Origin of the sequence: Arthrobacter crystallopoietes, from assembly GCF_017603825.1 — a bacterium.
Lineage (GTDB): Bacteria > Actinomycetota > Actinomycetes > Actinomycetales > Micrococcaceae > Crystallibacter > Crystallibacter crystallopoietes_B.
The window spans coordinates 3,854,315-3,873,106 of sequence record NZ_CP072014.1; the positions used below are offsets into that span (position 1 = coordinate 3,854,315).

The 18,792-nt window shown below is 60.5% G+C and carries 12 protein-coding genes; 5 read left to right on the plus strand and 7 right to left on the minus strand.

Features of this window, described 5'->3' with window-relative positions; genetic code table 11:
- Positions 1–102 precede the first annotated feature (102 nt).
- Positions 103–4,032 carry an FtsK/SpoIIIE domain-containing protein gene (locus J5251_RS17675; RefSeq protein ID WP_208574743.1) on the plus strand — a complete coding sequence of 1,310 codons (3,930 nt, stop codon included), beginning with the start codon at positions 103–105 and terminating at the stop codon, positions 4,030–4,032.
- 12 nt (positions 4,033–4,044) lie between these two features.
- On the opposite strand, the gene J5251_RS17680 is transcribed toward J5251_RS17675, so the two are convergent.
- Complete coding sequence (locus tag J5251_RS17680; protein ID WP_346764114.1) at positions 4,045–4,413, minus strand: hypothetical protein; 369 nt, start codon at positions 4,411–4,413, stop codon at positions 4,045–4,047.
- Positions 4,414–4,730: 317 nt separating this feature from the next.
- On the opposite strand from J5251_RS17680, the gene J5251_RS17685 reads away from it, so the two are divergent.
- Positions 4,731–4,979, plus strand: a complete 249-nt coding sequence (locus J5251_RS17685) for a WhiB family transcriptional regulator (RefSeq protein ID WP_026818945.1) — start codon at positions 4,731–4,733, stop codon at positions 4,977–4,979.
- 61 nt (positions 4,980–5,040) lie between these two features.
- Here the strand turns inward: J5251_RS17685 and J5251_RS17690 are convergent, their stop codons facing one another.
- From J5251_RS17690 to J5251_RS17705, 4 genes are all read right to left on the minus strand, one after another.
- Positions 5,041–6,519 (minus strand): sensor histidine kinase, encoded by a 1,479-nt coding sequence (locus tag J5251_RS17690; RefSeq protein WP_139004816.1) that lies wholly within the window; start codon positions 6,517–6,519, stop codon positions 5,041–5,043.
- 1 nt (position 6,520) lies between these two features.
- Complete coding sequence (locus J5251_RS17695) at positions 6,521–11,353, minus strand: NAD-glutamate dehydrogenase (protein WP_139004815.1); 4,833 nt, start codon at positions 11,351–11,353, stop codon at positions 6,521–6,523.
- Positions 11,354–11,430: 77 nt separating this feature from the next.
- A complete protein-coding gene (locus J5251_RS17700) occupies positions 11,431–12,720 on the minus strand; it encodes an AAA family ATPase (protein ID WP_139004814.1) in 1,290 nt (429 codons plus the stop codon).
- The gene (locus J5251_RS17705) at positions 12,717–13,364 is read right to left on the minus strand and encodes a hypothetical protein (RefSeq protein WP_244250716.1); all 648 of its coding nucleotides are present in this window, start codon (positions 13,362–13,364) and stop codon (positions 12,717–12,719) included. Before J5251_RS17705 ends, J5251_RS17700 begins: the two co-directional genes overlap by 4 nt.
- Before the next feature lie 267 nt (positions 13,365–13,631).
- On the opposite strand from J5251_RS17705, the gene J5251_RS17710 reads away from it, so the two are divergent.
- Positions 13,632–13,850, plus strand: coding sequence for a helix-turn-helix domain-containing protein (locus J5251_RS17710; protein ID WP_139004812.1), 219 nt, complete (start codon positions 13,632–13,634; stop codon positions 13,848–13,850).
- Positions 13,851–13,910: 60 nt separating this feature from the next.
- On the opposite strand, the gene J5251_RS17715 is transcribed toward J5251_RS17710, so the two are convergent.
- Complete coding sequence (locus J5251_RS17715) at positions 13,911–14,477, minus strand: hypothetical protein (protein WP_139004811.1); 567 nt, start codon at positions 14,475–14,477, stop codon at positions 13,911–13,913.
- Positions 14,478–14,634: 157 nt separating this feature from the next.
- Between J5251_RS17715 and J5251_RS17720 the strand changes: the two genes are divergently transcribed.
- Both J5251_RS17720 and J5251_RS17725 read left to right on the plus strand, forming a co-directional pair.
- Positions 14,635–15,369, plus strand: coding sequence for a LysM peptidoglycan-binding domain-containing protein (locus J5251_RS17720; protein ID WP_139004810.1), 735 nt, complete (start codon positions 14,635–14,637; stop codon positions 15,367–15,369).
- 38 nt (positions 15,370–15,407) lie between these two features.
- The gene (locus J5251_RS17725) at positions 15,408–16,013 is read left to right on the plus strand and encodes an Rv3235 family protein (RefSeq protein ID WP_139004809.1); all 606 of its coding nucleotides are present in this window, start codon (positions 15,408–15,410) and stop codon (positions 16,011–16,013) included.
- An 18-nt stretch (positions 16,014–16,031) separates the two neighbouring features.
- On the opposite strand, the gene secA is transcribed toward J5251_RS17725, so the two are convergent.
- Positions 16,032–18,773 (minus strand): preprotein translocase subunit SecA, encoded by a 2,742-nt coding sequence (gene secA, locus J5251_RS17730; protein WP_139004808.1) that lies wholly within the window; start codon positions 18,771–18,773, stop codon positions 16,032–16,034.
- Positions 18,774–18,792: the final 19 nt, after the last annotated feature.

Below are 18,792 nucleotides of genomic sequence, written 5' to 3' on the forward strand. Positions count from 1 at the left end.
TTGAACGTTGGTTATCCACAGGCGGGTGCGACACGCCAGCACAAGCCGTGCCCCGCGGACTATGGTGCTGGTGAACGTCCCGCCAGCTGTCAAGGAAAGCCGATGCCCCTGCACCTCACCCTTGCCGCCGCAGCAGGTCTGCCTGAATCCGCTGCCCGCTGGATTGCCGACCATCGCGAAATCGTCGTTGAAACCAACGGGACCTCGTCAGGGAACGTCGTAGCGAAGTGGCTGCACCATCAGCTGGGGAGTAGGCAGCTGGTGCTGAGCGTTGGCGGCGAGCCGTTGGAATCCCTGATGCCCCACAGCTTCCCGCTGGTGAACGGTGCCGTTGTGGTCTGCAGCGGCGCGGCTGCGTTCCGGCCCCGGCAGCAGTCGTCCGCTTCGGACACCCACGGTGCAGGCGCCTCAGGTGCCGCCTCTGGACTCACTTTGGCGGTAACGGGCGGGCCGGACTCCGGCCGGATCTTTGAACTTCCCCGAGGAAACCATTCAATAGGTCGGGACGGCTGCGCCGTCGGCATCGATGACCCGGCACTGTCGCGAAAGCATGCGTCGCTCAGTATCACTGAGCGTGAGATCCGTATCTCGGATCTCGGGTCGGCCAACGGCATCGAGGTAGATGGAAAAGCGGGGAAGTCTACCGCACTGACGTCCGGGATGCTTGTCGCTGCTGGTAACAGCAGGCTCTCTTTGTGGGTCGGCAGCGAGCAGCCCCAACCGCTCACCCCTGACGAGGACCTCGCAGCACCGGTGCCCGTTAATGCTCGTGTGCCCGAGGGCCGAGGAAAAATGACACTGCTGCTGGCAGCGCTCCCGCTGGTAGCAGGCGTGGTCCTGTCCGTCCTGACCGGGATGTGGTTCTTCCTCGCGTTCAGCGGCCTGTCCCTGCTGACGGCTGCCATTCCCTATGCGGCAGGAAAATCACAGCGCAAACGGTTCAAAGCGGCCGTGGACCGGGCCGTTGCACATGATGCCGCGCGGCGTTTTCTGAGCGCACCGGACCCGGCGAGATTGTTGTACGGCCTGCTCCTGAACGAGCCGTCTCCCATCATGCCGGCGAGGCCGGAGCACCTGTGGCTCCGACTCGGGACAGCAGCAAATGCGCCGAAGATAGAATTCCCGGCCGGGGCGGACGGCCGGGAGCTGCCGACCCTGCCTGGGATGCCGCTGGCCTTGGACCTGCTGGCGGAACGCAACATCGTCTTCAAAGGCAGCATTCGTGCGCTGCACCGGATGCTAAATTCCTGCTTGCTGCAGCTGGGCGCCCGGGCTCTTCGTGCCCGGTTTCGGGTGATCTGCTTCGGCGATCCACAGTCACTTCCGGCAGCGGCACGGTTCCTCCCGAGCACAGCGCTCTGCAGCCGTCCGGATGTGCTTGCCGAACTATTGGGATCCGCTCCGGATGAAGCCGTCGTGCTTATCACCGGCAGGCCGGATGAAGCCGCGGCCGTCCTGGAGGGACTTGAAAACCGGCCGGCAGTCCTCTGGTTCGCAGGCGGAGCCGATGCCGGCTTACGGATCGATTTGTCTTTCCAACAGGGCTTGCTGCACGAGACCGCGCGTCGTCGTGGTTTCTTGCCGGACCTCGTTTCGGACCAGACGCTGGAGCGGTTCGCCCGCTTGTCCGCGGCCGCCGTACCGCCCGGCACCGACGCGGCGCTGGTTGGGCTTCCGCAAACGTGTGCCTTGGAATCCCTTCTACCGCAGACTTTGGCGGGGCCACGATGGGCGGCCAACGCTGCGGTGCACGGGCTGGGCACCGTACTGGGCGTCGGCGAGTACGGCCCGCTGGAACTTGACCTGACCGTTGACGGTCCTCATCTGCTCGTCGCCGGCACTACCGGATCAGGTAAATCCGAACTGCTTCGGTCGCTGGTCCTCGGTCTGGCACACAAGCACCCGCCGCAGAAGGTGCACTTCCTCCTGGTGGATTTCAAAGGTGGGGCGGGGCTCGGGCTGCTCGCGGACTTACCGCACAGCATCGGCCTCCTGACCGATCTTTCGGCGGAGAACGTCAACCGCGCCCTCGTTTGGCTGCGGGCCGAAGTCCAACGGCGTGAAACGGAATTGACAGGCTTAGGGGCAACCGACATCAGCGAATGCCGGCCCAGCGTACTGCCGCGGCTCGTCGTTGTCATTGATGAGTTCCGGATGCTAGCCGACGAGGTGCCGCGGGCAGTTCCGGAACTCATGCGAATAGCGGCGTTGGGAAGATCGCTCGGCGTCCATTTGGTGATGGCAACACAGCGGCCGCAGGGCGCCATCACCTCCGACATCCGCGCCAACGTCACGACGGCGATCGCCTTGCGCATGCAGACAGCGCTGGAGTCTTCCGATGTGATCGACTCATCCGCCGCAGCCGCCATCGATGTCGGTTCACCGGGACGAGCCTTTCTAAGGACCGGTTCAGGAGTACCGTACGAATTCCAGTCTGCATCAGCGACGGTTCGCAGCATCGGGACAAACTTTTTGGCGATGCGACTGGAGGACTGGCTTGAGCGGGGCACCGGTTTGCCTGTTGAAGATGTTGAAGGTGACCTAACTTGCCGGCAGACGTGGTCTCCTTCCCTTGACCTTGCCAAGGCTCTCGTCGAGGAACTGCGCGATGCCGCTGCTGCGGCGCAGTTGCCCGCACCCTTCCGCCAACTGACGCCACCGTTGCCGGAAGTAATCGTTACGGAAGATCTCTTAACCGGGAATGCTGGCACCGGCGACGTCGCCCTGGGACTGCTGGATCTCCCAGAGGAACAGTGCCAGCGCGTCCTCCGATGGCACCCCGAGAAGGACGGACACCTAGCTATTGTCGGGGTGGACGGCAGCGGAGCCCGGGAACTGGTCGGTGCTCTGTCCATGTCACTACTCGCCGGAGATCCGGAACGCCATTGCTACGTACTTGACGGGGATGGCTCTCTGGTTGCATCGGCAGGCGCCGGACGGACGGGGGCGTACGTCGGCCCGCAGGATGTCGAACGCGCCGCACGCCTTTTGCGCAAGCTCGCGGATGTGGTCGCTGACCGCTTGGGTCGCTTATCCGCCGCCGGGGGCATCGGGGCTGACCCCGCCCCAATACCTCTGGTTGTCCTTGTCACCGGGTGGGGCCGCTGGGCCTCTGCTTTTCGGAACAGCCGCCTGGCCTGGGCGGAGGAGTGTGTACAGGACATTGCCAGGGACGGCGGCAGGACGTCCGTCATCCTGGTGATATCCGGAGAACGGGAACTCGTGACCGGCAGGTATTTCGGGCTGCTGGGCAACAAGCTCTTCCTTCCGGCCGGCAGTAGCCCGGAGAACCTCATGGGGTGGCCAAAGCTTCCGCCGATGGAATTCGTTGCCGGCCGCGCCATGATCCAAGGACAGATCGGCCCTAAATCCACTGCCGTTGCCCAGTTGCTGGCCGCTGGGATCCGCCTTCCTCCAATGCAGCCACGAAGCCGCCCATTCAAAGTGGAGCCGCTGCCTGCGTGCATCGGCCTCTCTAACCTGCCGGAAGCCATCCTGCCCGATGACAAGCATCTCGTCATCGGCGTCGAAGGCGATGAGTTGGAAGCATCGCTTGTGAAGATAATCCCCGGAGAGGCATTGCTGGTCCTGGGTCGGGCCGGGAGTGGCAAATCCAACTTACTCCAGGTTCTAAATCGCCAGTCCGCCGGAAAGTTCCGGTGCCATCGGCCGCCTGCCGGAATTGAACCAGAGCGGTTCTGGGAGGAGCTGGATATCAGGCAACCCGGGGCCTTGATGCTCGTCGATAACGCCCACGGGTTTGGTCCGACGGCACAGCGGCGTCTCGCTGAGCTGGTCGCGGCCGGCGCTGCCGCGGTTATGACCGCCGTTCCCGGCCCAGCATTGTTGCAGCAGATTCCGCTAGCCTCCGCGGCGCGGGCCGCCGGAACAGGTATGGTACTTTCGCCGCAATCTCCGAGCGACGGTGATTTTTTCGGGATGCGGCTTGACCAGGCGCAGTCCCCGCCAGGGCGGGCTTGGTCAATGCGGCATGGCCGGAACGTGGCGCTGCAAATAGCCTTCGCGGGCTGAGGCAGGTCCGAGCTATAGGGCGGTCGGTGCCGCGCCTTTGGTCAGGAATTCCGTCACGGGACGGGTAAATATCAGCAGCATCACCACGGCGGCCGGCAACAGCAACGCCAGCCCTGGGCCTACAAGTCCTCCGGAGAGAGTCGGCACCCCGATGACAATGATGAACAGCTGCCACACCAGGGCTGCCGCTCTCGTCCATCGGTAACCACGAAAAAGAAAATGACCTACGGCCAGAAGCCACCCGGCAAGCAGCACCAACAGCACCAATTGGAACACGGCTCCGCCGAAAGAGGTCGGCGTTTGCGTCAGCAAGCCGTAGACGAACCACCCAGCGACCGCCAAAAGCGCCACTGCCTCAAGGACGACAATTGCAGCGATCACGATGATCGCAATCGGACGCCGGGCAGGTACTGAAGGGGCCGTAGGTATTGACACATAGGCACCCTACCTTAGATAGTCGGTACCCAGCCGGTGGCCATAAATCAGAGCAAAAGCGGCATCGTATCAAGCCTGTGATGAATGACTCACGTTTCTGAACGATTAAGTCAGCAGAACCCCTTGTTTACACGGATTTAACGTGAAACTCTTGATCTGAAGCGAACGGGGGCCATCAGAGCCCCCTTTACTATGAGTCCGTTCGTGAACGTTTTCACAAGAGAATTCCATCGGACCCCGTTTAAAAGGAGTATGTGATCAGCATGGATTGGCGTAGCCGCGCGGCGTGCCTCGACAAGGACCCGGAGCTGTTTTTCCCCGTGGGAAACACCGGTCCGGCACTGCTCCAGATCGAGGAAGCAAAGAGCGTTTGCCGGCGCTGCCCCGTGATCGACACTTGCCTCCAGTGGGCGCTTGAGTCCGGTCAGGATGCCGGGGTCTGGGGCGGCATGAGCGAAGACGAGCGCCGTGCTCTCAAGCGCCGTGCCGCACGGGCCCGCCGCGCTTCCTGAACCGCAGTGCCTAGGTAAGAGGCCGTCACCGAAAAGGTGGCGGCCTCCCCCATGCCTGGACTCAACGAGGGATCGTCGGGTCAAGGATCAGTTCAATATTGACGCACGTTCCGCCGCCCTCCCTCGGGCTCCACTCAATGGTTCCGCCCAGTTCACTGGTAACCAGTGTCCGTACAATCTGCAGACCGAGGCCGTCGCTCTTGGCCTCTTCGGGCAGCCCAACGCCATCATCGGCAATGGTGACTTTGAGGAGTTCCGTCTCCTCCTCACCTGGCTCCCGGTGAGCCGTCAGCCAGACCGTGCCCGTCCGTCCGTCCAAGCCATGCTCGACGGCGTTTGTCACCAGCTCATTGATGACCAGCGCGAGCGGCGTTGCAAATTCACTCGGCAGTTCGCCAAAATCGCCGCTGCGTTCGGTGCTGACAGTCTGTGTAGGTGAGGCTACTTCCGCCGAAAGCCTGAACTGCCGCCCGATCAACTCATCGAAATCCACATTCTGCGCCAACCCCTGCGACAATGTCTCATGCACCAAGGCGATAGTGGAAACACGACGCATGGCTTGCTCCAGCCCCTGTTTGCCTTCCTCACTGACCATCCGCCGTGACTGCATCCTGAGCAGTGCGGCCACGGTCTGCAGATTGTTCTTGACACGGTGGTGGATTTCCCGGATCGTCGCATCTTTGGAGACCAGCTCCATTTCCCTTCGCCTCAGCTCTGAGACATCCCGGCAAAGCACCAGCGCGCCGAAACGCTCCCGCTCATTTCGCAAAGGAATGGCCCGAAGGGTCAGGGTTACGCCGCGTGATTCAATTTCAGTCCGCCACGGCATCCGTCCCGTGACGACCAGCGGAAGCGTTTCGTCGACCATCCGGCGGTCTTTGAGCAGCCCTGTCGTGATTTCAGCCAGCGACCGGCCTTCCAAGGATTCCACATCGCCTAGCCTTCGGAAGGCAGAGACGCCGTTCGGGCTGGCGTACTCAACGGTTCCCTCGGCATCCATACGAATGAGTCCATCCCCGACACGGGGAGCACCTCGGCGGGACCCCGTGGGTGAAGCGAAATCGGGCCACAGGCCGAGTGTACACATGTGCAGCAGATCGTAAGCGCACTGCCGATAGGTCAGTTCGAGCCTGGATGGCATCCGGGAGCTCGACAGATCCATATGGGAAGTGACGATGGCCAACGTCCTGCCATTACGTACCATCGGTACGGCTTCGACGCGCATGGCCATCTCGGTGGTCCAGTTGGTCTCGCCAGAGCGCTCAATAACCTGCGATTCACGGGCAGCGTCAACGAGAGGTTTCAGATCCGCCCGGATACGCTCACCTACGAAGTCGCTGTGGAAGACGGTGTGCGTTGTTGATGGCCGGACGTGCGCCAAGGCTACGTAGCCGCCGTCGGGAGTTGGAAACCACAATGCCAGATCGGCGAACGCCAGATCGGCGATTAGCTGCCAATCCCCCACCAACAGGTGGAGCCACTCTGCGTCCCCCGGCCCAAAATCTGCATAATCCTTTATCGGGTCCGTAAAGATGGCCAAATTAGCTCCGTACAGTCGAGCGCATCAGTCGCAGGGCAACTGATAGGGAGGCCATGTCATCATGCTCCAGCTGGTTGATTTCCTCGAACATCTTCTTCGCTCGTTCTATGCTCTCGGAATTGGCATTTACCCACTTCTGCATCCGGTCATCGGCATCAAGATCCGCTTCTGTGCTGTTCATAACGGCAAGCGTCATATCCGTGATGGTCGAATAGAGATCATCACGCATCGCGGCACGCGCCAGTGCCTGCCACCGGTCTTCGCGCGGCAGCTTGGTAATGCGGTTTAGCAGGGCGTCGACTGCGAACCTGTCGTACACGGTGTAGTAGATTTGGGCGACGGTATCGACCGGCTCTTCAACGCGCACTGCAATTCGCGCTATATCCAGCAATCCAAAGCTTTCGAACTGTTCGGCCCATTGATGGGCGATCGTCTCGGGAAGTCCCCACTGCGCGCCCTGCTGCCGCCACTCCTGTACTCGCTCCAGGTCATTGCCACGCAGGTACTTAACCAGCTTGGTCCGAAGCGGATCGATCAGCGGCTTGAAGGCCACAATGCCTTCGCCGACCGGAGTGGCGCTGTCCGTATGGTTGACGTACCAGCGCACTGCCCGGTCGAGCAGCCTGCGGATGTCCAGATGGATCGTCGACCAGACCTCGGTCGGGAAACTGGCTGGTAGCTGGTTGAGTTGAGCTACCTGCTCGTCCAGTTCGTAGATCTCGCGAAGCGTGACGAACGCTTTGGCGACCGCAGCTTCGTCAACGGATGTCTCTTCCATCACCCGGAAGGCAAAAGTGATGCCTCCCATGTTGATCATGTCATTGGCGACTACCGTAGCGATGATTTCGCGCCGCAACGGATGCAAGGCGAGGTCCGACCCAAACCGCTCGACCAGCGGGATCGGGAAGTAGCCGCGAAGTACTTTGTCGAAGTACGGATCGTCGGCAAGATTGCTGAGAGTCAGCGCGCGGGTCAGTTCGATTTTGGCGTACGCGGCCAGAACCGACAACTCAGGCGATGTCAGACCCAGGCCTTTGTCGATGCGCTCGTGGAGTTCGCTGGTAGTCGGCAGTGCCTCAAGCTCACGGTTGAGATCGGCTGTCTTTTCCAGCCAATCCATCAGCCGTTCGTAACTTGGACTCCACTCGATGACACGTTGACGATCATTGAGCAGCAAGACATTCTGGTCGATGTTGTCCTCTAGCACGAGCCGGCCGACCTCGTCGGTCATGGACTGGAGAAGTCGCGTGCGCTCTGCTGCCGGCAGCTTGCCAGCTGCCACCAGCTGGTCTACGAAGACTTTAATATTGACCTCATGGTCTGAGCAGTCCACACCAGCGGAATTGTCGATAGCATCAGTATTGAGGATGACTCCGTTGAGAGCAGCCTCGATACGGCCCCGCTGGGTCATACCAAGGTTGCCGCCCTCGCCGACGACCCTGGCGCGCAGGTCTTTTCCGTTGACCCGTATGTTGTCGTTGGCCTTGTCTCCGACCTCCGCGTTGGACTCTGTGGATGCCTTAACATAGGTACCGATGCCGCCGTTGTACAGCAGATCCACGGGGGATTGCAGAATAGCGCGCAGTAGTTCCGGCGGACTGATCGCGGTCACGCTCTCATCCAGTCCTAGAGCCTGACGGACTTCCGGGGAAAGCTCAATCGACTTGATGGATCGGGAATACACTCCTCCTCCCGCGCTGATCAGTGACGCATCGTAGTCTGCCCAGGACGACCGGGGCAGTTCGAACAGACGCTTACGCTCCATGTAGGACGATGCCGGGTCAGGATTGGGATCCAGGAAAATGTGACGGTGGTCGAAGGCTGCCACAAGGCGAATGTGCTTCGAGAGCAACATGCCATTGCCGAAGACATCGCCGCTCATATCCCCGACACCGGCAACCGTAAAGTCCTCCTGCTGAGTATCGATGCCCAGCTCACTGAAGTGGCGCTTTACCGATTCCCATGCACCGCGAGCGGTAATCCCCATGGCCTTGTGGTCATAACCGACGGAGCCACCGGAGGCGAATGCGTCCCCCAGCCAGTGACCGTACTCTGCGGATATCTCGTTGGCGATGTCGGAGAAGCTCGCCGTGCCTTTGTCTGCCGCAACAACCAAATATGTATCATCCCCATCCAGACGGACAACGCGTTCGGGTGGGACAACCTGCTGGCCCGCAGGCGTCCGGACAAGATTGTCGGTGATATCGAGCAGACCGCGGATGAATGTCCGATAGCTCGACTGGCCTTCTGCCATCCAGGCAGCTCGGTCATTCGCCGGGTCAGGCAACTGCTTGGCGTAGAAACCGCCCTTTGCGCCGGTCGGTACGATAACAGCATTCTTGACCGTTTGCGCTTTGACCAAGCCGAGGATTTCCGTGCGGAAGTCTTCTCTGCGGTCGGACCACCGAAGCCCGCCACGTGCCACCTCACCGAAGCGCAGGTGCACCCCCTCGACCTGCGGTGAGTAGACCCAGATCTCGAATTTCGGCCGCGGGAACGGTGCTCCTTCGATGACCTCCGGACGCAGCTTAAAGCTCAAGTAGGGCTTGTTCTGGAAGTAGTTGGTCCGCAAAGTGGCCTCAATGACGTTGGTCAGCGTCCGAAGCACACGATCCGCGTCGAGAGTCGGAACAGCCTGAAGCCCGTCGGCCAGGCTTGCGCGCGCCTGCTCGAGGGCAGCTGCCCGGGAATCCTCGTCCATATCGGGATCGAACCGGACCTTGAACAACGAGATCAAGGCATGGGCTACCGCCGGGTTTGCAAGCAAGGTATCGGCGGTAAAACTATACGAACCTGCATAGCCCAGCTGCCGCACATAACGGGCATAGCTGCGCAGCATCGAGACCTCTCGCCAAGGCACCCGTTCCTGCACGACCAGCCGGTCGAACCGATCGGATTCGCTCCGCCCGGTGACAACGGCGCCAAAGGCGTCCTGCACGAGTCCGCCGGTCGCGAGCGGGTCCACCTCCGGCGGATACTTCAGGCCCAAATCGTAAAGGAAGAAATCCTCGCCGTCGGCGGTGATGATCTCGAATGGCCGTTCGTCCAAAACCTCGAGGCCGAGGTTTTGAAAGACGGGCAGAATCTGGCTCAGTGACTGCGGCTCAGGCAAATAGAGTTTGAGCCGGGCGTCCTCGACCTTCGTCTGCACATCCGCAGGAATGTACACGTGCATGATCGGGCTAACGTCGGCCTTTTCGCCATAGCTCTCGAATCGCGCAATGTCCTCGAGTGCATCTTCGACCTCATAATCGACCCGATAACTGGCAGGGAACGCTTCGGCCCACTTCGCCGAAAGCTTCTCGGCCTCCTCACCATCAAATTTTGTCCGTACAATCTGGTCGATGCCCTCGGACCACGACCGCGCCGCAGCCGCCAGCCGCCTCTCAAGGTCTGCCACATCGATCTGCGGCACTTCCGAACCATGCCTGAGCCTGATGCGGAAGAACAACCGTGCCAAGGAAGACTCAGTCATCCGAGCTTCATAGTCAATGGCCTTCGTTTCGAAGGTCTTGCGCAGTTCGTCCTGCATTCGCAGCCGTACCGCAGTGGTGTAACGGTCTCGTGGCAGGTAGACCAGTGCCGAAACGAACCTCCCGTACACGTCCTGGCGGAGGAAGAGCCGGGTCCTCCGGCGTTCCTGGAGCCGCAGGATGCCCATGGCGATGTCCGCCAGCTCCTGGGTGCCCATCTGGAATATCTCATCCCGGGGGTACGACTCAAGAATGGAAAGCAGGTCTTTACCCGAATGCGAGTCGGGCGCAAAACCGGAATGCTTGAGGACTGCATCGACCTTTTCGCGCACGATGGGAACGCTGCGTACTGAACGGTTGTAAGCGCTGCTGGCAAATAGGCCGATGAATCTGCGCTCACCGTTGACGTTGCCCTGAGCATCAAAGCTCTTGACTCCGATGTAGTCCAGGTAAGCCGCCCGGTGCACCGTGGAACGTGAGTTCGCCTTGGTAATGACTAATGCGCGCTTCTCGCGGGCGCGGGCGCGGCCCTCCTCTGTCAGATGCTGGACATGCCGGTCCTCCGGCAGTTCACGCATGATCCCGAGACCAGTGCCCTCGCGCAGCAACAGCACGTCCTCCCCCGCCTGATTGGCAAGGTCATATTCCCGGTATCCCAGAAAAGTGAAGTTACCATTGTCCAGCCACGCCAGGAGCTCCTTGGCCTCGTCAAGGTCGGGTATCTCCTCGGCGCCGACAACAGAATCCAGCGATGCGGCAATCTGCCTGACTCGGCTGCGCATGGAAGACCAGTCCTCCACAGCGACGCGAACGTCACCCAGCACCTTGCGGATTCCCTCAATGACCTGCTGTGCCTTTTCGTCGCCGGAGATACGTACAGTCTCCACTGAAATCCAGGACTCAATGTGCGAGGCTTTGTCACCCGTGGCGATGAACTCTGCGAGATTAGGCAGCGCGGCGGTGTCGCCGCTGGAGGCACCCAAGTGAGCCGGTACGCGTTTGAGCTCTACGAGTTCGTGGCTGGTCCGGTCACGTATGGCGATAAAAGTGGGATGCATGAGCATCCGGATAGCCAGGTCCTGACGCACAATTTCTGCTGTAACTGAATCGACCAGGAACGGCATGTCATCAGTCGCTATCATGATGATGCTGGAATTACGTTCGTTGCGAATGCCGATCACTGCTTGCCCGCTGGGCCGCATCAAGGCGAGCTCTCGATGCGCCATGGCTCGAGTTTCCAAAGTGTCGCCGCTATAGCTTGCAGCATCCTCGGCAGCCAGGTGCTCGTAATAGTTCCCGAGGAAGTCCCCGGGACGCTTGCCTGAAGTGGAAAGATCCGTAGCACTGGATCCTGACGACATGAAAAACGCCTCCGATAGGTGGTTCAAGGCCGCCCCATTGCGGCCACACCTGCAAGCCTAACGCCAGCCGGCTAAAACTACACTTTGAGGCGCCTGCGTCTGCGCGGACCATTGCGGCGGACAGGCAGGTCGCAACCAGCCAGCAATGCGATAGCGCGGCGCAGGGGTGAATCCGGGGCGATTTCGAGAAGTACGGAACCACTGAGCAATGCCGCATCCGCGACATCGAAGTCGGCTGGCAGGAATGACTGCACCTCTTTGACTGGCCCGAAACGCTCCCAGGAGTCCCGGAGCTGGTCGACGGGCACCGATCCGACCGATGATGCGCGCACCTTATTCAGGACGACACGAGGCGCAGCACTGGGAACAGCCTGTTCAATTTCTGCAAGAGCCCGGACCAGCCGGGGGACTCCAACGGCGTCGGCAGCTCCGACTGCAAAGACAGTATCGGCCAATTCGAGGCAACGAAGGGTCGCACCGTTGCGGCGTGGAGCCATCGTGTCAAAGCTGAGTTCTTCGTCGGCCTCCAGGCAGAAACCGCAATCGATGATTGTGTAGTCCGCGAGAGACCTGGCCAGGCCTACTACCGTGGCCATGGCTCCGGGCCGCAGTTCCGGCCACCGCTCGGCCCTCGTGATGCCTGTCAGCACCTGGAGGTGCGCCCCTTGTACCGCTACCTTGACGCTGACACGCGCCAGGGCTGGTCCATCCAGGATTCCCTGATCTGCCAGTCTGCAGGCCTGGGCCAGTGCGGCGGATTCGTCCATCAGGCCGAGAAACGCCGCTACGCTCGCAGAATAGGTGTCGGCATCGATCAGGAGCGTCGTCTTTCCTGATGCCGCATATTCTGCCGCCAGATTCACCGCGACCGTCGTTCGGCCGGGCGCGCCGGTTGGTCCCCAGACAGCGATTACCTGACCGCCTGCTGACAGTTCGGCGGGTTGGTCGTCCGGGATCGCGACCGGCAACAGGGCATGGGCCGGGTCGGCATAACCTACCGCCACCCGGGTGCCTGTTACGGGAAGGTTCGCGACGGCATCGGTGACAAGGTCGGCCAGTTGCAAAGGCTCCATCAAAACCGGCCCGTGGGCAATCCCCAGCGCATCGAACCGCCGGCGCTCCCCTTCATCGTCCGTAAGCACGACGACGGCAACCTGTGAGCTGTGAAGCCGTTCCAGGACAACGCTGCCAACCTCGCACGTGTCGCCGGCAACGATTGCAGCACGGGCGAGCCCGGTCTGGCAGGCAGCAATCAGTTCAGCGAGGGCACTGCATCTGCGTACGACAGTTACCGGACCATGCAGTCGTTCCAATCCGCCAACGAAGTCCGTAAACGTATCGCCGTATGTAATAACGGGGATGCTCATGAACCGCTGCCCGGGTTCAGAACCACGTTGATCCGTGCACCGTTAGACAGGGCATTTAGTAAGCCCGGCATCTTTTCATCTGTGACCAGTACATGCAGCTGCTCTATTTGCGCCGATCCCAGCGCAGGTCCTGTCTCCGTGAGCTGGGAAATTTCGGCACTTTCCAAGAGTCTTTCGGGCGGGCTGAAGCCGTTTCTGCCGTCAGGCATGGCGACCCAAACATCCACCCTAGCCCCCGCGCCAGCACCCTCGGGAAGCGCACTATCGATGGTCAGCGCGACCGGCTTTCGGTCCAATGCGTCGGCTGTGCCCAGGCTGGCCCCCGGGATAAGCTCTCCCTTACGTATGAAGGTTGTCGCAACCGCATTCTCAGGAATGCCGGTTTCCGCGCTGAGGTAAGTGTGCTCGACTTCGCCCAGGCTGACGTTCACGATGGAGAATTCGTCCGACGTTATTTTCTGGCCGAGACTGATGTCGTCCCTCGCTGCGAACATTTCAACCGTCTTGTCCGCGTTCCCCAGCAACGCCGTCACGGAGGCAACTGAAACGAGAACCAGCAGGATACCGATGAGCAGCCGGGGGTCCTTCCACGATGGCTTCTTCAATCGTGCTGCGGGAGCAGCAAGGTCGGTAACAGCGCTCAAGGTACTCCCCCTGTTGGAATAGCAAACGCACCGAAGACAAATCCTCTGATCTGCTGAGACATTCGGCTGACATTGCGGGCTCCGACCATTCTCATGGAGACGGACACAAAAACAAACCTTCGGGTTGCTGATGCCACGAATTGTGGATAACCAAGTGTCGTTTTTGCCTCAGTCCACAACATCGAGACCCTGATTGCGTCAAACAGTATCAAGCGATGCCATAATGAACTGAACCCCTGCACAACAACTGCTGTCGAGGAGGACCTGATGCCTCGGTTTCTGACTTTGACCGATGTTGCCGAAATACTGCAGATATCATCTTCCCAGGCCTATGCACTAGTGCGCAGCGGTGAGTTGCCAGCCATCCAGATTGGCGGCCGCGGCCAGTGGCGTGTGGAACAGCTGATGCTGGACCAATACATCGACAATAAGTACGCCGAGACTCGTCGTTTGGTCGAAGAAGCCAAATCAGGAAAGAACAACTAGGTATTCCTGCCTTCCCCCTGAGCGGGAGGAATCAAGCGCTTTGAATCTGGCGGAGTCGGTTCAATCCCCTGCGCGGACTGAGGCAAGGGCACCAATCGCAGTAAATGGGATGGCATATACGGTCCGCACGTTACTGGCTCTCCGCGCCTCGCCTGAAGGAACAGCTGCAAGCTCCAAAAAATCGCTGCCGACGCGGTCGATCATGCCGTTGACAGTCCTGCCCGCTGTGCCCGATGCCAGATGAAGTACGACGTCGGCTCGGTCCCGTGCGAGCGCGCGCAGCGCGGAGCCCATACCGAGCCGCTTTGCCACGGATGACTTCTCAACTGACGAGCTACGGCTTAGCCCTTCCAATAACTGGATTGCCGGCAATGGCACGAGAACGCTCCTGGCCCGTTCGTTAAGGACCAGCCAAGTGGATCCAACGTGTGCCAAGGCCCCGGTGAACTGCAGTCCGCCGGAAACTGTCAGCCGGATTCCCGAACCAACTTGCCCTCGTAACCGGTCCCCCAGCGACGTCTCGGCGTGGTTCAGCCGCGCAAGCTCATTGGCTTCGGATTCAAGCCCCCGCTGGTCGGCGGCATGCAGTTGCCCTTCCATGTCCGCAAACAACGAGTCCCATCGCACTGCTCCAGCCTAGAAGCAGCGCCAAAGACGGTCAAACTGCACCAAAGGGGTTTACACCGCCGCGCGCTGATGCCATCATCAAGAATCACAAGCAACTCAACGCCATCAAACGGCATCAAACTACGTCAAACCAGACATTCTCTACGTGGAGCGTGACATGAAGAAGGTAGGAACGGACACAGTCCTCACCGCGATGATTCCGCTCTGCGGAGCCGCACTGCTGTTGGCAGGAGGCCGCATCAGCGTCGACGACGACGGAACATGGCGTCCCTTGGTCATGCACACATACTCGGAACTGCTAGCTTCCAGCGCGGCCCTGGTTGGCTTGGCGATTGTCGCCTGGTGGTTGGTATGCATCGTCTGCGCTGTCGTCGGTGCCGCACTTGAGCGTGCCGGACATACCAAGCTCGCGGCTGCGTCCTTTGCCTGTAGCCCCGCATTCATGAAACGGCTCGCCACTGCCGTTATCGGACTCAATGTCCTAACCGCACCAGTGGTGGCCAATGCCGCGACCCCGGTATCCGGAATGGACACCGTATCCCAGTCAGCGTCGCTCCAGAGCGGTACAGCTTCCCCATACCTCCGGATGGCCCCGGCCTCATCAGGTGAATCCCAATCGGTCAGCCCCTGGTGGAAGCCAGCTGCACCGCCAACGTCACCGGGTCTCGTTGCCATGCCGATCAGCCAGACGAACGAGGAAAGCCGGGCCGTGACCGTGGTAGCCGGAGACACGCTGTGGGATATCGCCGCCAAGGATCTGGGCAAGCTTGCCACCGACACCGAGATAGCGGCCCATTGGCCCAAATGGTATTCCGCCAACAAGGAGGTAATCGGACCAGATCCTGCCGTACTTCTGCCCGGACAAGTCCTTATAGCGCCCGCAAACCGTTGAACTCGCAATCGCACCGTCAGATGAGGAAAGGCCATGCCATGAACAACGCCACCCCTTTGCGGCAGGACAAGCCGGAACAGGAGCTAACCGAGGTACAGGCGCTTGCGCCTGCCAGCGGAGCGCCCCGGCCACTCACGGTCCGGCCAGTCAGGTCGCCGGATCCGGAGGAGTACTTCACACCCGTTATCCGGCTCCAGCCACGCCCTCCTGCGCAGCCCGCCGGCCAGGCAACGCATCGGGCGCCGGGCGGGCCGGTATCGGAGCAAACCCACGGCGTGGACGCCCAGGAACTGCGGCAGGTCACTGCTACCGCCAGATCCGTGGCTCAGGCCGCAATGGAAGCGATTGATGGCACCCGCCCCGTCCAGCAGTTGGCTCGCTGGCTTGATCCGGTCTGCTACGAAAAGGTCGCCCGGCGCGCAGGCTTGGTAAGGGAACGCCAGGACCGCCGAGCTGCTGCTGGACAAGCCGTCCTACGGCTCCACCGCAGTGCCACCATCCGTTCCTCCCGCGTGTGCCAGGTCTCGGACAACGCTTATGAAGCGTCGCTGGTGATCGCTGAATCATCCAGAGTCCGCGCCGTGGCGCTACGCCTTGAATTCAGGCGCGGACTCTGGAAGGTCACCGCGTTGGAAATCGGGTGACAACAGATCAGGAGTGGTTTACTTCCGGCGACGTTTGGCGTCCTTTGCCGCCTTTGCGCCGTCGGAAGCTTGAGCCTGGTTCCCTGGCTTGCCCGAGTTCTGCCGCTCGACACGGGTCACCGCTTCGCCGGTAACGGTGGGAGCCGTGAACTGCAGCGACGCCGGGCGCTGAGGTGCCTCCAGACCTGCCGCGGTAATCTCCGGTGCCCGAACTGCACCGCGGCCATCCGTTACACCGGGAAGACCTGTTGGAGCAGGTTCTTTGACCTTGACTTCAAGGTTGAACAGATACCCAATGCTCTCTTCGCGGATGGCTTCCATCATTGCCTGGAACATGATGAAACCCTCACGCTGGTATTCCACCAGAGGATCCCGCTGTGCCATCGCACGCAGGCCGATACCTTCCTTGAGATAGTCCATCTCATAGAGGTGTTCCTGCCACTTCCTGCCGATCACCGACAGCACAACCCGGCGCTCCAGCTCGCGCATGGTTGCGGCTCCAAGAGCCTCTTCACGCTGAGCGTATGCGACCTTGGCATCGGAAACGATTTCTTCACGGAGGAAGTCCGCCGTGACTTTCGACTTGCCGCCAGCTTCCTCGACCACTTCGTCGATGGTTAGCTGGATCGGGTACAGCTGCTTGAGGTTCGTCCAAAGCTGCTCGTAGTCCCAGTCATCGCCGTGACCTTCCTGGGTTGCCTCGTCCACCATGGCCGTGATGACGTCTTCGAGGAAGAAAGCGACCTTCTCATGCAGGTCATCGCCTTCGAGAATGCGACGCCTGTCACCGTAGATCGCCTCGCGCTGGCGGTTCAGCACGTCGTCGTACTTCAACACATTCTTGCGTTGTTCGGCGTTGCGTCCCTCGACCTGGCCCTGGGCATTTTCGATTGCCTTGGACACCATTTTGGATTCCAGGGCCACGTCGTCAGGCATACGGGACGAGTTCATGATGCGTTCGGCTGCACCGGAGTTGAAGAGCCGCATCAGGTCATCAGTCAGTGAGAGGTAGAAGCGCGACTCGCCCGGATCGCCCTGGCGGCCGGAACGTCCGCGCAACTGGTTATCGATCCGGCGCGACTCATGGCGCTCGGTACCGAGCACGTAGAGCCCACCTAGCTCCTTGACCTCGTCATGTTCCGCCTTCACGGCCTTCTGCGCCGCTTCAAACGCCGCAGGCCAGGCCGCTTCGTACTCTTCGGGGTTTTCCGCGGGATCGAGTCCGCGCTTCTCCATTTCGGCCACCGCGTTGAATTCCGCGTTGCCGCCAAGCATGATGTCTGTACCGCGGCCGGCCATGTTCGTCGCTACTGTGACCGCGCCCTTGCGCCCGGCCTGGGCCACAATGGCAGCTTCACGCGCATGGTTCTTGGCGTTCAACACCTCATGGCGTACACCCTGTTTCGCCAACTGCTTGGACAGGTACTCGCTCTTTTCGACACTCGTGGTGCCGACGAGCACCGGCTGCCCCTTTTCATGGCGCTCCGCAATATCCTTGACGACGGCGTCGAACTTTGCCAATTCGTTCTTGTAGATCAGATCCGACTGATCAACGCGGGCCATCGGCTTGTTGGTAGGAATGGGAACGACGCCGAGCTTGTAGGTGCTCATGAATTCGGCGGCCTCGGTTTCGGCCGTACCCGTCATGCCCGACAGCTTTTCGTAGAGCCGGAAGTAATTCTGCAGCGTGACCGTGGCCATCGTCTGGTTCTCGGCTTTGATCTCCACACCCTCTTTGGCCTCAATGGCCTGGTGCATGCCCTCGTTATAGCGGCGGCCGGCGAGAATTCGGCCCGTGTGTTCGTCGACAATGAGGACTTCGCCGTTGAGGATGACGTAGTCCTTGTCTCGTTTAAACAGTTCCTTGGCCTTGATGGCGTTGTTGAGGAACCCGATCAGCGGTGTGTTGGCTGACTCATAGAGATTGTCGATGCCGAGGTAGTCCTCGACCTTTTCGATACCGGATTCCAGCACGCCGACCGTGCGCTTCTTTTCATCGACTTCATAGTCGTCCTCAACGTTCAGCCGCTTCACCACGCGGGCGAACTCTGTATACCAGCGGTTCACGTCCCCCGAAGCCTGACCGGAAATGATCAGAGGAGTACGGGCCTCGTCGATCAGGATCGAGTCCACTTCGTCAACGACGGCGAAATGGTGCCCGCGCTGGACCAGCTCGTCCTTGCTCCAGGCCATGTTGTCGCGGAGATAGTCGAAGCCGAACTCGTTGTTGGTTCCATAGGTGATGTCGGCGTTGTACTGTTCGCGGCGGACGGACGGGTTCTGGTTGGACAGGATGCAACCGCTGGTCAGACCGAGGAAGCGATAGACACGGCCCATTAGGTCGGACTGGTATTCGGCCAGATAGTCGTTGACCGTGATGACGTGGACGCCTTGGCCGGTCAAGGCATTCAGATAGGCAGGAGCTGTCGCTACCAAGGTCTTGCCTTCACCGGTTTTCATTTCGGCGATATTGCCTAGATGAAGTGCAGCGCCACCCATAAGCTGGACATCGAAGTGGCGCAGGCCCAGTGTACGGCTGGACGCTTCCCTAACGGCGGCAAACGCTTCGGGCAAGAGATCATCGAGATGCTCGCCGTCCTGGTAGCGCTGTTTCAAAGTGTCCGTCTCGCCGCGAAGCTCAGCATCCGAGAGGGCTTTGAAGTCCTCTTCGAGAATGTTGATCGCGTCAGCATAGTTGCGAAGCCTCTTCAGCGTCTTTTTGTCGCCGGTTCTTAGGACTCGCTCGAGAATCGATGGCACTACATTGCTCCCAGTCGTT

Excerpts from the sequence above, each read along its gene's own strand:
- J5251_RS17725 (WP_139004809.1), top strand. The coding sequence starts at position 15,408 with ATGAACAACGCCACCCCTTTGCGGCAGGACAAGCCGGAACAGGAGCTA.
- J5251_RS17700 (WP_139004814.1), bottom strand. The coding sequence starts at position 12,720 with ATGAGCATCCCCGTTATTACATACGGCGATACGTTTACGGACTTCGTT.
- J5251_RS17695 (WP_139004815.1), bottom strand. The coding sequence starts at position 11,353 with ATGTCGTCAGGATCCAGTGCTACGGATCTTTCCACTTCAGGCAAGCGT.
- J5251_RS17720 (WP_139004810.1), top strand. The coding sequence starts at position 14,635 with ATGAAGAAGGTAGGAACGGACACAGTCCTCACCGCGATGATTCCGCTC.
- J5251_RS17710 (WP_139004812.1), top strand. The coding sequence starts at position 13,632 with ATGCCTCGGTTTCTGACTTTGACCGATGTTGCCGAAATACTGCAGATA.
- J5251_RS17675 (WP_208574743.1), top strand. The coding sequence starts at position 103 with ATGCCCCTGCACCTCACCCTTGCCGCCGCAGCAGGTCTGCCTGAATCC.
- J5251_RS17685 (WP_026818945.1), top strand. The coding sequence starts at position 4,731 with ATGGATTGGCGTAGCCGCGCGGCGTGCCTCGACAAGGACCCGGAGCTG.